We start from the raw sequence: 12,065 nt of genomic DNA, 5'->3' as shown, positions 1-12,065 counted from the left end.
GCGCACCCGGCGGTCAGCGAGGAACGGAGTCAGTCCATGTCAGAAGTGCCAGCGCCCACCCCACCCCCGAGGGTGACACCGACCCGGGTGGTCATCGCGATATGCCTCGCCGCCCCGTTCGTGGCACTGCTCTGGGTCGGCTCGTACGCCAAGGTCGACCCGACCTTCATCGGCATCCCGTTCTTCTACTGGTACCAGATGCTCTGGGTCATCGTCTCGACCGCTCTGACGATGCTCGCGTACACGCTGTGGAAGCGTGACCAGCGCTCCCGCGAGGGAGGTGTATCCGCATGAAGGACGGCGTGAACGGCGTCGCGCTCGGCGTCTTCATCTTCTTCTTCCTGGCGGTCACCGTCGTCGGGTTCATGGCCGCCCGGTGGCGGCGCGCGGACAACGCCCAGAGCCTGGACGAATGGGGCCTGGGCGGGCGGTCGTTCGGGACCTGGGTGACCTGGTTCCTGCTGGGCGGCGACCTGTACACCGCGTACACCTTCGTCGCCGTCCCGGCGGCGATCTACGGGGCGGGGGCCGCGGGCTTCTTCGCGGTGCCGTACACGATCCTGGTCTACCCGCTGATCTTCACCTTCCTGCCGCGGCTCTGGTCCGTGTCGCACAAGCACGGGTACGTCACCACCTCCGACTTCGTCCGGGGCCGTTTCGGCTCCCGGGGCCTGTCGCTGGCGGTCGCGCTCACCGGCATCCTCGCCACGATGCCGTACATCGCCCTGCAACTCGTCGGCATCCAGGCCGTGCTGGACGTCATGGGGGTCGGCGGCGGCGAGAACACCAACTGGTTCGTCAAGGACCTGCCGCTGCTGATCGCGTTCGCGGTGCTCGCCGCGTACACCTATTCCTCGGGCCTGCGCGCGCCCGCGCTGATCGCCTTCGTCAAGGACGGGTTGATCTACCTGGTCATCGCGGTGGCGATCATCTACATCCCGATCAAACTGGGCGGCTTCGACGACATCTTCGCCGGGGCGAACGCGAAGTTCTCCGCCGCCAACGAGGCGGCCGGCAAACCGGTCGCCGGGATCGTGCCCGGGGTGTCCGGCCAATGGGGTTACGCCACCCTGGCGTTGGGCTCCGCACTGGCGCTGTTCATGTACCCGCACTCGATCACGGCGACGCTCTCCAGCCGCAGCCGTGAGGTGATCCGGCGCAACACCACGATCCTGCCGCTGTACTCGCTGATGCTCGGCCTGCTGGCCCTGCTCGGCTTCATGGCCATCGCGGCCGGGGTCAAGGTGGCCAACGGCCAGCTGGCCATCCCGCAGCTCTTCGAGAACATGTTCCCCGACTGGTTCGCCGGGGTCGCCTTCGCCGCCATCGGGATCGGCGCGCTGGTACCGGCCGCCATCATGTCCATCGCGGCGGCGAACCTCTTCACCCGGAACATCTACAAGGAGTTCCTGAAACCGGACGCGACGCCCGAGCAGGAGACCAAGGTCTCCAAGCTGGTCTCGCTCCTGGTGAAGGTCGGCGCCCTGGTCTTCGTGCTCACCATGGACAAGACCGTGGCCATCAACTTCCAGTTGCTGGGCGGTATCTGGATCCTCCAGACGATGCCGGCGCTGGTCGGCGGGCTCTTCACCCGGTGGTTCCACCGCTGGGCGCTCATCGCGGGCTGGGCGGCCGGCATGCTCTACGGCACCCTCGCCGCGTACGGTGTGGCCTCCCCGACCCAGAAGCACTTCGGCGGGTCCTCCAAGGAGATCCCGGGCATCGGCGAGATCGGCTACATCGGCCTCACCGCGTTCGTGCTGAACGTCGTGGTGGTGGTCGTGGTGACCTTCGTCCTCAACGCGCTCAAGGCCCCGGCGGGCATCGACGAGACCTCGCCGGAGGACTACACGGCGGACGTCGGCGACCCGGGCGTCCAGGAGAAGCTGGCACCGGCCACCGTGGGGGCGCCGGGCGGCCACTGACACCACGAAGCCCGCCGGGGCACCGGGGCGAAACCGACCGCCGGGCCGTCGCGTCCTCCCTCACCGGGAGGGGCGGCGGTCCGGCGGCGTTCCGTCCCCGGGGGCCGGACCGCCACCCCCGTACAGAAGGATGTGCTCATGACACCTCGCGCACGGCTGCACGGCCTGTGGCCCGCCCTGCTGGTCCTCGCCCTCACCGGCTGCGGCACCGTACACGCCGGAGCGGGGGCCGGGGCCACCTCGGAGGCACCGGACCACGCCGAGCTGGTGGCGCGGGCGACGGCGCTCCAGACCCGGACCGACCGCGTGTACGTCACCGAGATCCCCGGCTTCACCCTGGCCACCCAGTCGGTGGGCGTGCTGGGCGACGACGGCTTCGGCAGCTCCTACACGGACAAGCACGGGCACGTGGTCCAGCTCGGCGTGGAGCGCGCCGACTACTCCCCCGCCGACTGCGGCAAGAAGCCGGTGAGCGACGGCTCGGCCGGGTACACCGTCTGCGAGCGCGAGGGCGAGCGCTGGTACAGCGAGACCGCCCTCGGCCGCGCCTACGCCCGCACCGAGGGGGACCTCGTCGTGACGGTCAGCGCCGAACTCGCCGCCGCGGACCGCGACACCCTGCGCGCGGCGGCCGACGCGGCCCACTTGGCGGACGACGCGGAGCTCGACGAGATCCTCCCGCCGCTGGGCCAGGCACCCGGCTCGCAGCCGATCGAGCGCGGCGACCTCCCGCCGGAGGGCGACGGCGCCCCGAACAACGAGGTGGGTGCGAGCGGTTGAGCCGTGGCGCACCCGCACGGCCCGTCCGCCCGGGGGGCGCGCAGAATACCGGCATGGACCTGACCATCAGAGGGGCCGAGCCCGAGGAGTACCCGGCTCTCGGCGAGATCACCGCCCAGGCGTACCTGGGCGACGGGCTGTTGACCGGCGGCGAGGACGATCCCTATCTGGCGAGGCTGCGGGACGTGGCCGGCCGGGCCGCCGCGGCGGAGGTGCTGGTGGCCGTCGACTCCACCGGCACGGTGCTCGGCGGAGTGACCTACGCGCCGCCCGGCAGCCCCATGTGCGACGTCGCGGCGCCGGACGAGGCGGAGTTCCGCATGCTGGCGGTGGACAAGTCGGGGCGCGGTCAGGGAGCCGGGGAGGCGCTCGTACGGGCCTGCGTGGCGCGGGCGCGCGCCACCGAAGGGGTCACCGGGCTCGCCCTCTCGACCCAGACCGCCATGGCCGGGGCGCACCGGATCTACCGGCGGCTCGGCTTCACCCGCACTCCGGAACGCGACTGGGCGCCGGTACCGGGGCTGACGCTGCTCACCTTCCGGCTGGACCTGGGCAGCGGCGGCTGAGCCGGAGAGCCCGGCCACGGGCGCCCGCGCCCGGGCCCGGACCCGGGCGCCGCCCCGGTCCGCGCACCCCGGCCCGCGTACGCCCCGGGAACGTCCCCGTACGGGAACACCGCCCCGCATCGCCACAAGATGTGGGGCGTTCCAGCTCCCCGGCCACCACATGTATGCTCGTCTCGCTGTCGTCGCAGGGGAATCCGGTGCGAATCCGGAACTGTCCCGCAACGGTATGAACCGCGCGTTTCGCGCACCTTCGAGTCCGGCTACCTGCCGACAGCGCGTCCGGCTCACCCGAACCGGACGCCCGTACGTCCGGGCCTCGCGGTTGGGCCGGTGGACGCCGTGTGCGGTGCTGCCCGTCTCCAGGTGGCGCGCCCCGCGGCCCTCCCCTCCCCCCGCCGGTCCAGAGCCGAGCGAGGGAGAGCACCACCGTGACCATCGCGCCCGCCGATCCGGCGTCCGTGTCCGCCGCCACCACGACCGAGCCCGCCGACGGCCCCGGGGCCGCGCTGCTGCGCACCCTGACCGCCCTCACCGCGGACCTGCCGGACACCGACCCGGGGAGGGTCGCCGCGGCGGCCCTGCGTGGCCGCAGCGCGCACGCCGACGAGGCGGAGCTGCTGACCCTGGCCACCGAGTCGGCCGCCGGCCTGATCGCGGAGGACCCCGCCTACTCGCGGCTCGCCGCCCGGCTGCTGACCCGTACCATCGCCGCCGAGGCGGCCGGTGAGGGCGCGGTGTCCTTCTCCGCCTCGGTCGCGGTCGGCCACCGCGAGGGCCTGATCGCGGACCGTACGGCCGCCTTCGTGGAGCTGCACGCCGAGCGGCTGGACGCGCTGGTCGAGGAAGCCCTCACGGACGGCGCCGACGACCGGTTCGGCTACTTCGGGCTGCGCACCCTCTACAGCCGCTACCTGCTGCGCCACCCGATCACCCGCCAGGTGCTGGAGATCCCGCAGCACTTCATGCTGCGGGTCGCGGCCGGGCTCGCCGAGGACGACTCCGCGCGCGCGGTGGACGAGGTCGCGGCGCTCTACGGACTGATGAGCCGGCTGGACTACCTGCCGTCCTCCCCCACGCTCTTCAACTCGGGCACCCGCCACCCGCAGATGTCCTCCTGCTACCTGCTGGACTCCCCGCTGGACGAGCTGGACTCGATCTACGGCCGGTACCACGAGGTGGCGCGGCTCTCGAAGCACGCGGGCGGCATCGGCCTGTCGTTCTCGCGCATCCGCTCGCGCGGTTCGCTGATCCGGGGCACCAACGGGCTCTCCAACGGCATCGTGCCGTTCATGAAGACGCTGGACGCCTCCGTCGCGGCGGTCAACCAGGGCGGCCGGCGCAAGGGCGCGGCCGCGGTCTACCTGGAGACCTGGCACGCGGACATCGAGGAGTTCCTTGAGCTGCGCGACAACACCGGTGAGGACCAGCGGCGTACGCACAACCTGAACCTGGCGCACTGGATCCCCGACGAGTTCATGCGCCGGGTCGACGCCGACTCCGTTTGGTCGCTCTTCTCGCCCGCCGACGTGCCCGAGCTGGTCGACCTGTGGGGCGAGGAGTTCGACGTCGCCTACAAGGCCGCCGAGGCGAAGGGCCTGGCCCGCCGGACGATCCCCGCGCGCGAGCTGTACGGCCGGATGATGCGGACCCTGGCGCAGACCGGTCAGGGCTGGATGACGTTCAAGGACGCCTCCAACCGCACCGCCAACCAGACCGCCGAGCCGGGCAGGGTCGTCCACTCCTCGAACCTCTGCACGGAGATCCTGGAAGTCACCGAGGACGGCGAGACCGCCGTCTGCAACCTCGGTTCGGTCAACCTGGGTGCGTTCGTCGTGGACGGGACGATCGACTGGGAGCGGCTGGACGCCACCGTGCGGACCGCCGTGACCTTCCTGGACCGGGTCGTCGACATCAACTTCTACCCGACCGAGCAGTCCGGCCGCTCCAACACCCGCTGGCGGCCGGTGGGTCTGGGCGCGATGGGCCTCCAGGACGTCTTCTTCCAGCTGCGGCTGCCGTTCGACTCCGCCGAGGCCCGCGAGCTCTCCACCCGCATCTCGGAGTGGATCATGCTCGCCGCGTACGAGGCCTCCTGCGACCTCGCCGAGAAGTCCGGGCCGCTGCCCGCGTGGAGCGAGACCCGTGCCGCGCGCGGGGTGCTGCACCCCGACCACTACGACACGGCGTCGGCCTGGCCGGAGCGGTGGGAGGCGCTGCGCGCCCGGATCGCGAAGACCGGGATGCGCAACTCGCTGCTGCTCGCCATCGCGCCGACCGCGACCATCGCGTCGATCGCCGGGGTGTACGAGTGCATCGAGCCGCAGGTCTCCAACCTCTTCAAGCGCGAGACGCTCAGCGGTGAGTTCCTCCAGGTCAACGCGTATCTCGTGGACGAGCTGAAGCGGCTCGGAGTGTGGGACGCCCGGACCCGTGAGGCGCTGCGCGACGCGAGCGGCTCGGTACAGGGCTTCGGCTGGATCCCGGCGGACGTCCGCGCGCTGTACCGCACGGCGTGGGAGATCCCGCAGCGCGGCCTGATCGACATGGCGGCGGCCCGTACGCCGTACCTCGACCAGAGCCAGTCGCTCAACCTGTTCCTGGAGACGCCGACCATCGGCAAGCTCTCCTCGATGTACGCGTACGCCTGGAAGCAGGGGCTGAAGACGACGTACTACCTGCGTTCGCGCCCGGCGACCCGGATCGCGCGTGCCGCCTCCGGCACCGCGAAGGCCGCCGCCCCCGTCCCCGCCACCGTCCCCGTGCAGCAGGCGTACTCCGACGCGGAGGCCCTCGCCTGCTCCCTGGAAAACCCCGAGTCCTGCGAGGCCTGCCAGTAATGACCGCCAACGAATCCGCCGCGAAGAACCTGCTCGACCCGGGCTTCGAGCTGACCCTGCGCCCCATGCGCTATCCGGACTTCTACGAGCGCTACCGGGACGCGATCAAGAACACCTGGACCGTGGAGGAGGTCGACCTCCACTCCGACGTGGCCGACCTCGCCAAGCTGACCCCGGGCGAGCAGCACATGATCGGCCGGCTGGTGGCGTTCTTCGCCACGGGTGACTCGATCGTCTCCAACAACCTCGTGCTGACGCTCTACAAGCACATCAACTCCCCCGAGGCGCGGCTGTACTTGTCGCGGCAGCTGTTCGAGGAGGCCGTGCACGTCCAGTTCTATCTGACGCTGCTCGACACCTACCTGCCCGACCCGGACGACCGTGCCGCCGCGTTCGACGCGGTGGAGGAGATCCCGTCGATCCGCGAGAAGGCGCAGTTCTGCTTCCGCTGGATGGACTCGGTCGAGAAGATCGAGCGGCTGGAGACCAAGGCCGACCGGCGCCGGTTCCTGCTGAACCTGATCTGCTTCGCGGCCTGCATCGAGGGGCTGTTCTTCTACGGCGCCTTCGCGTACGTCTACTGGTTCCGCTCGCGCGGTCTGCTGCACGGCCTCGCCACGGGCACCAACTGGGTGTTCCGCGACGAGACGATGCACATGAACTTCGCCTTCGAGGTCGTGGACACCGTCCGCAAGGAGGAGCCGGACCTCTTCGACGACGAACTCCGGCAGCAGGTCACCGACATGCTGAAGGAGGCCGTGGAGGCGGAGCTCCAGTTCGGCCGCGACCTGTGCGGCGAGGGCCTGCCGGGCATGAACACCGAGTCGATGCGCCAGTACCTGGAGTGCGTCGCGGACCAGCGGCTCACCCGGCTGGGCTTCCCGGCGCTCTACGGCTCCGAGAACCCGTTCTCGTTCATGGAGCTCCAGGGCGTGCAGGAGCTGACGAACTTCTTCGAGCGCCGCCCGTCGGCGTACCAGGTCGCGGTGGAGGGCACGGTCGGCTTCGACGACGACTTCTAAAGGCGGCCGGCCGAACGACGCGGCGGCGGGCACCCCTGGGATCAGGGGTGCCCGCCGCCGTGTGTCAGGCCTCGGCCGAGGCACGCACCTCGGCGAACCGGGCCCGGGCCGGCTCCGCTCCCGGCGGGGCCCAGAGCGCGGTGACCTCGCCGTGCAGCGGTCCCGCGTCACCCTTGGCCTCCTCGGCGTCGCCCCTGAGTCCTCGCACCACCCGCAGGGTCCAGCTTCCGCCTCCCACGGGGTCCGTCAGCAGGACGTCGGTGCCGTACATCCCGCTCCGCACGGTCTCGACGACCGCGCTCCCGGGGATGTCGTCCCCCATGAACCGGCTGTGCACGGTCGGGTCGACGGTGTCCGACTCGCTCTGCGCCTGCGGTTCGGCGCGGCCGTGGAACAGCGCGAGGAGCCGTTCGGTCAGCACGGGGTCGTGGGCCCCGTCGTAGACCCAGCGTGTGCCCAGCACCCCGTGTTCGCTGGTGCCGATCAGCGCTGCCTCCGCGCCGTCGAGCGGGGCGCCCCGGTAGGTGACGGGCACGTGGTACGGGACCGGGCGGTCCGTCGAGGCGTCGGTGACCACCATGAACTCGATGCCCACCTCGCCCTCCGGGTCGTCGAGCCGGAAGCCGCCGGCCTTCGCCAGTTCGGGGGCGCCGCCGCCCGCGTACCAGGGCTGGGACGGAAGCCAGGCGGCGACCAGGTCGAGCTTGCCGGGGGTCAGGGTGGTGCGGTGGATGACAGCCATGTTCTCTCTTCGTCCGTGGGTGGGCCGGTCGAGCCGGGGCGCCCGTCCGCCGGGCCGGGGCTCCGGCTCCCATGATCGCCCGTGCGCCCCTGCGAACCGGGGCGGCGCGATTGCCTCAGATGCGCGCCCAGGACCGCACGTACGGGCGCCGGGCGGCCGGCCGGGTCCGGTCGGCCGTGACCGGGTCCGGCGGGTCGGCGCGGCGGGCGTCGCGGTCGAGTGCGGCGGTGCGCAGTTCGCGGGAGATGCGGCGCTCACGGGCGAATCCGAGCAGGGCGGGGAGCAGGACGAGAGCGGCGAGGACGGTGACGCCGAGGAGGTTCAGGAGTGTGTTCATGGCTCCACTCTGGCGGCCGGGAACACATCCGGGCAGTGGCAGGACTGTCGTCGACCATCGAATTACTGCCACACTGTCGTCATGCTGAAAAACGTCGCCGCTCTACTGCTGGACGAGGTCCATCCCTTCGAGCTCGGCGTCCTGTGCGAGGTGTTCGGCCTCGACCGCAGCGACCAGGGGCTGCCGGTGCACGACTTCGCCGTCGTGTCGGCGGAGGGCCCGGCGCTGCGCACCCACGCCGGTTTCACCCTCACCACCGAGCACGGCCTCGAACGGCTGGAGGAGGCCGACCTCGTCGCCGTGCCCGCGGGCAGCCACTTCATCGACCGGGAGTACCCCCCGGAGGTCCTGGACGCGCTGCGCCGGGCGGTGGACCGCGGCGCGCGGGTGCTGAGCGTCTGTTCCGGAGCGTTCGTCCTGGGCGCGGCGGGGCTGCTGGACGGCCGCCGCTGCACCACGCACTGGCGGTACACCGCCGACCTGGCCCGGCGCCACCCGCTGGCCCGGGTGGAACCGGACGTGCTGTACGTGGACGAGGGCCAGGTGATCACCTCGGCGGGCACGGCCGCCGGTATCGACGCCTGCCTGCACCTGGTCCGTCAGGAGTACGGCCAGGAGGTCGCGAATGCCATCGCCCGCCGGATGGTGGTCCCTCCGCACCGGGACGGCGGCCAGGCGCAGTACGTGAAGCGGCCGCTGCCGCGCACCCGTTGCGACACCGTCGGGGACACCCTGACGTGGATGGAGAACCATCTCGACCAGGAGATGACCGTCGAACAGCTGGCGGCCCTCGCCCACATGTCGCCGCGTACCTACGCGCGCCGGTTCCAGCAGGAGACGGGCACGACCCCGTACCGCTGGCTGCTGCGGCAGCGGGTGCTGCTGGCCCAGCACCTGCTGGAGACCTCCGACGAGACCATGGAGGCGATCGCGGGGCAGACCGGCTTCGGCAACGCGGCGGCCCTGCGGCACCAGTTCGTACGCTCGCTGGGTACGACCCCGAAGGCCTACCGGCGGACGTTCCGGGGCCCGTCCGAGGTGCCGGAGGAGATCGGGGCGGCCTGAGCCCGGGGGCGTACCCGAGGCGGCGAGCCCCGGGTACGCCCCCGAGCGCGGTCAGATGCCGCAGTTGGAGGCCGACCAGAAGTGGCTGGGGCCCTGGTTGACGTGCACGTGGTCACCGTGGTCCGGGTAGCCCGGGCCGAGGATTCCGTTGAAGCCGTGGTTGCGGGCCTGGAGCGCCATGGTGCAGAGCGAGTGCGCCCCGACCCCGAGGTCGACGGCGTCGCCGTACAGATGCCGGCTGCCCGAGGCGCCGCCCACCGCCGCATTGCAGGAGGTGGAGCGGAAACCGCTGGTGACACGGATCGGCTGGTCGCCCAGCGCGTGCCGCAGCGCCTCCAGCTTCCACATGCTGGTGAGGGCGTTGGCCTTCGCCGTCCCGGCCGCGACCGCCCCGCCGGCCCAGGTGCTGTTGCAGGTGTTCAGCTCCGGGTACGTGAAGTGGATCGGGGTGCAGTCGTCGTCCTGGAGCGCGTAGATCTTGGCCTGGGTGGCCGGTCCGGCGATGCCGTCGGCGGTGAGGCCGTAGGCGGCCTGGAAGCGCTTGACGGCGGCGGTGGTGGCGGGGCCGTACGAGCCGTCGACGGCGAGCACCGAGTTGTAGCCGGGGTATCCGGCGACCCGGATCTGGAGCTGGGTGACGTCGCTGCCGGTGGCGCCGGAGGACAGGGTGCGGCTGAAGGTGAAACAGCCGTCCGCGTGGGCGGTTCCGGCCGTGAGCACGGCCCCGCCCCACGCCAGTGAGATGGTCATGACAAATCCGAGCAGGACACGCGCGGTACGCCTGAGCATGTGGGGTGCTCCCTCTCGCGGTGGAATGTGACTCGCGGCTGAACGTGGGAGCGAGCCTGACGCAGCGGGTCGACGCGCGTCAACTCCTTCTGGAAAAAGGCCGATTGACGACCGTGGCAATACAAGAGGCCCGCCTGCCGGCATGGTGTCCGGCTGACGGGCCCCTTGCGCCGCGAAGCGCGGTAAAGGATCAGGCGTTGGGCACGGTCTCGTAACGCGGGGTGCCCTCGGCCATCTGCTTCAGCGCGTCCTTGCGGTCCCGCTTCGACAGCCGGTCGATGTAGAGGTAGCCGTACAGGTGGTCCGTCTCGTGCTGGAGGCAGCGCGCGAAGTAACCGGTGCCCCGCACCTTGATCGGGTTGCCCCGCGCGTCCCGGCCGCTCACCACGGCGTAGTCCGGGCGGGCCAGCTCGGCGTAGGCGGTCGGGACCGACAGGCAGCCCTCGTTGGAGTCGTCCAGCACCCGGGCCTCCGGAGGCAACTCCTCCAGGACCGGGTTGACCACGACACCCACGTGGCGCACCCCGTCGTCGTCCGGGCAGTCGTAGACGAAGACCTTCTGGTCCACACCGATCTGGTTGGCGGCCAGGCCCACGCCCTCGGCGGTCCGCTGGCTGGCGAACATGTCGTCGATCAGCCGCGCCAGCTCGTCGCCGAACTCCGTGACGTCCTGGCACTCCTTGTGCAGGACCGGGTTGCCCACGACGGTGATCGGACGGGAGGTGCCGCGCTCGCGGTACGCCGCCTCACGCTCCTCGCAGTCCTCCGTGTCCACGACGAAACCCTCGTCGTCCACGCCGATCCGCTCGTCCGTCTCCTGCTGCGACATGTCCGCCGTACGCCTTCCTGCAAACCGTGAACCCCGAAAACCCGAAACCCGAGTCCGGGCAGATCCGCACCGGATCGGTGCCCGTACAGCCTACGGGGAGACGGAGCCCGGGGGCGCGGTCAGCAGACTTCTTCGAGATCCCGCCACTCGCGGCTGTCCGGGCTGTCGGCGACCCAGCCGTCCAGCAGTCCCCGCACCAGTCCGGCCGGAGCGGCCAGCCCGCACTCGCGTTCGGGGACCCAGAGGCCGCCCGCGGTGCGGTGTCCGAGCGGGCCGGGGTGACCGGGCTCACTGTGGTCGTGCGGGTCGAGGTGCTCGCCGTCGCCCTCGTCGCTCTCCATCCGGCTCTCCGAACAGGAGCGGCAGAGCAGCCGCACCGACGAGGACCAGTCCTCGGCGGCGAACCCGGCGTCCGAGGCGAGCTTCTCCAGCGCGTCCCGGTCCTCCTCGGTGGCCGCCTCCAGCAGTACCACCCAGGTCGGCACCGGCGAGGGCGCCCACAGCTCGATCTCGTCGAAGACCGGGTACGAGGGGCCGGCCGCGGTCACCCGCTCCCCGTTGGGCACCCCGTCGTGCAGCACGACCTCGCCCCAGCGGCGCCCGGAGGACGGCAGCGGGATCGACAGCACCTCGATCCGGGCCGGGTCGAGCCGGCGGCCCCAGACCACCTCGGCCTCGCCCTCCGGCGACAGCCGCACCGCGGCGCTGCCCAGCTCCATGCCGGTCGGCTCGGTGGTCGCGGCGTTGCCCTGGGGCCCGGTGCCGGGCACCTTCAGGCCGTACGCCTGCCAGGCCCGGCGGGCCAGCGGCCAGTCCTGGAGCGCGGTCGCGGCGATGCCCACGTTCCACCAGTCCGGCGCCCCGGACTCGCGGTCCAGCAGGGCGACGGCCCGCAGCCCCGCCGAGCGGGCCTGCTCCCAGTCGTGCCGGAACTTGTGGAGCAGCGCCAGGTTGAACCAGGACTCGGAGAGCCAGGGTTCCAGGTCCGCCGCGCGCGTCAGCAGCGCTCCCGCGTCCTCGTACCGGCCGTCGCCGATCAGCGTGAACGCGCGGTCCGTGGCCTGCCGCCACGAGGCGGACGGCCGATGCCGTGCCTTCCCGAAGATCCTCACGATTCCCGCCTGTCCCGACTGGACACCCTCTTCTTTCGCATCCAACCATGCCCGGCCGGAC

12 protein-coding genes and 1 riboswitch are annotated in these 12,065 nt (G+C 71.6%); of the genes, 7 read left to right on the top strand and 5 right to left on the bottom strand.

All coding sequences use genetic code 11. The features are described 5' to 3' along the window. Positions 1–36 precede the first annotated feature (36 nt). The 6 genes from OHA55_RS22095 to OHA55_RS22070 all read left to right on the top strand — a co-directional run bounded on the left by OHA55_RS22095 (position 37) and on the right by OHA55_RS22070 (position 7,130). A complete protein-coding gene (locus tag OHA55_RS22095) occupies positions 37–294 on the top strand; it encodes a DUF3311 domain-containing protein (protein WP_266708944.1) in 258 nt (85 codons plus the stop codon). Then, positions 291–1,925, top strand: coding sequence for a monocarboxylate uptake permease MctP (gene mctP, locus OHA55_RS22090; protein WP_266708942.1), 1,635 nt, complete (start codon positions 291–293; stop codon positions 1,923–1,925). Before OHA55_RS22095 ends, mctP begins: the two co-directional genes overlap by 4 nt. 138 nt (positions 1,926–2,063) lie before the next feature. Continuing rightward, the gene (locus OHA55_RS22085; RefSeq protein ID WP_266708939.1) at positions 2,064–2,705 is read left to right on the top strand and encodes a hypothetical protein; all 642 of its coding nucleotides are present in this window, start codon (positions 2,064–2,066) and stop codon (positions 2,703–2,705) included. Between the two features lie 53 nt (positions 2,706–2,758). Then, positions 2,759–3,271, top strand: coding sequence for a GNAT family N-acetyltransferase (locus OHA55_RS22080; RefSeq protein WP_266708937.1), 513 nt, complete (start codon positions 2,759–2,761; stop codon positions 3,269–3,271). Positions 3,272–3,418: 147 nt separating this feature from the next. Continuing rightward, a riboswitch (cobalamin riboswitch) is annotated at positions 3,419–3,558 on the top strand. Positions 3,559–3,699: 141 nt separating this feature from the next. Next, positions 3,700–6,108 carry a ribonucleoside-diphosphate reductase subunit alpha gene (locus OHA55_RS22075; RefSeq protein WP_266708935.1) on the top strand — a complete coding sequence of 803 codons (2,409 nt, stop codon included), beginning with the start codon at positions 3,700–3,702 and terminating at the stop codon, positions 6,106–6,108. Next, positions 6,108–7,130, top strand: coding sequence for a ribonucleotide-diphosphate reductase subunit beta (locus OHA55_RS22070; protein ID WP_266708933.1), 1,023 nt, complete (start codon positions 6,108–6,110; stop codon positions 7,128–7,130). Before OHA55_RS22075 ends, OHA55_RS22070 begins: the two co-directional genes overlap by 1 nt. Before the next feature lie 64 nt (positions 7,131–7,194). On the opposite strand, the gene OHA55_RS22065 is transcribed toward OHA55_RS22070, so the two are convergent. Together OHA55_RS22065 and OHA55_RS22060 are read right to left on the bottom strand one after the other, a co-directional pair. Next, positions 7,195–7,872: a 1,4-alpha-glucan branching protein gene (locus tag OHA55_RS22065; protein WP_266708931.1), complete on the bottom strand. Its 678-nt coding sequence runs from the start codon at positions 7,870–7,872 to the stop codon at positions 7,195–7,197. A gap of 115 nt (positions 7,873–7,987) precedes the next feature. Next, the gene (locus tag OHA55_RS22060; protein ID WP_266708929.1) at positions 7,988–8,209 is read right to left on the bottom strand and encodes a hypothetical protein; all 222 of its coding nucleotides are present in this window, start codon (positions 8,207–8,209) and stop codon (positions 7,988–7,990) included. An 81-nt stretch (positions 8,210–8,290) separates the two neighbouring features. On the opposite strand from OHA55_RS22060, the gene OHA55_RS22055 reads away from it, so the two are divergent. Beyond that, positions 8,291–9,274, top strand: coding sequence for a GlxA family transcriptional regulator (locus OHA55_RS22055; protein ID WP_266708927.1), 984 nt, complete (start codon positions 8,291–8,293; stop codon positions 9,272–9,274). 51 nt (positions 9,275–9,325) lie between these two features. Here OHA55_RS22055 and OHA55_RS22050 read toward each other — a convergent pair whose 3' ends face one another. The 3 genes from OHA55_RS22050 to OHA55_RS22040 form a co-directional block, all read right to left on the bottom strand. Beyond that, a complete protein-coding gene (locus OHA55_RS22050) occupies positions 9,326–10,063 on the bottom strand; it encodes a D-Ala-D-Ala carboxypeptidase family metallohydrolase (RefSeq protein WP_266708925.1) in 738 nt (245 codons plus the stop codon). Positions 10,064–10,253: 190 nt separating this feature from the next. Next, positions 10,254–10,892, bottom strand: coding sequence for a peptide deformylase (gene def / locus OHA55_RS22045; protein WP_266708923.1), 639 nt, complete (start codon positions 10,890–10,892; stop codon positions 10,254–10,256). 119 nt (positions 10,893–11,011) lie between these two features. Continuing rightward, positions 11,012–12,004 (bottom strand): hypothetical protein, encoded by a 993-nt coding sequence (locus tag OHA55_RS22040; protein ID WP_266708921.1) that lies wholly within the window; start codon positions 12,002–12,004, stop codon positions 11,012–11,014. Positions 12,005–12,065 lie beyond the last annotated feature (61 nt).

The organism is Streptomyces sp. NBC_00102, from assembly GCF_026343115.1.
In the GTDB taxonomy this organism is placed as follows: domain Bacteria; phylum Actinomycetota; class Actinomycetes; order Streptomycetales; family Streptomycetaceae; genus Streptomyces.
Note: the sequence above shows the minus strand (reverse complement) of the source record. Positions and strands in the feature narration are given on the sequence as shown.

Bases quoted from the DNA above. Each gene is read 5' to 3' on its own strand.
- OHA55_RS22095 (WP_266708944.1), top strand. From the start codon at position 37: ATGTCAGAAGTGCCAGCGCCCACCCCACCCCCGAGGGTGACACCGACC.
- mctP (WP_266708942.1), top strand. From the start codon at position 291: ATGAAGGACGGCGTGAACGGCGTCGCGCTCGGCGTCTTCATCTTCTTC.
- OHA55_RS22085 (WP_266708939.1), top strand. From the start codon at position 2,064: ATGACACCTCGCGCACGGCTGCACGGCCTGTGGCCCGCCCTGCTGGTC.
- OHA55_RS22080 (WP_266708937.1), top strand. From the start codon at position 2,759: ATGGACCTGACCATCAGAGGGGCCGAGCCCGAGGAGTACCCGGCTCTC.
- OHA55_RS22070 (WP_266708933.1), top strand. From the start codon at position 6,108: ATGACCGCCAACGAATCCGCCGCGAAGAACCTGCTCGACCCGGGCTTC.
- OHA55_RS22065 (WP_266708931.1), bottom strand. From the start codon at position 7,872: ATGGCTGTCATCCACCGCACCACCCTGACCCCCGGCAAGCTCGACCTG.
- OHA55_RS22060 (WP_266708929.1), bottom strand. From the start codon at position 8,209: ATGAACACACTCCTGAACCTCCTCGGCGTCACCGTCCTCGCCGCTCTC.
- OHA55_RS22055 (WP_266708927.1), top strand. From the start codon at position 8,291: ATGCTGAAAAACGTCGCCGCTCTACTGCTGGACGAGGTCCATCCCTTC.
- OHA55_RS22050 (WP_266708925.1), bottom strand. From the start codon at position 10,063: ATGCTCAGGCGTACCGCGCGTGTCCTGCTCGGATTTGTCATGACCATC.
- def (WP_266708923.1), bottom strand. From the start codon at position 10,892: ATGTCGCAGCAGGAGACGGACGAGCGGATCGGCGTGGACGACGAGGGT.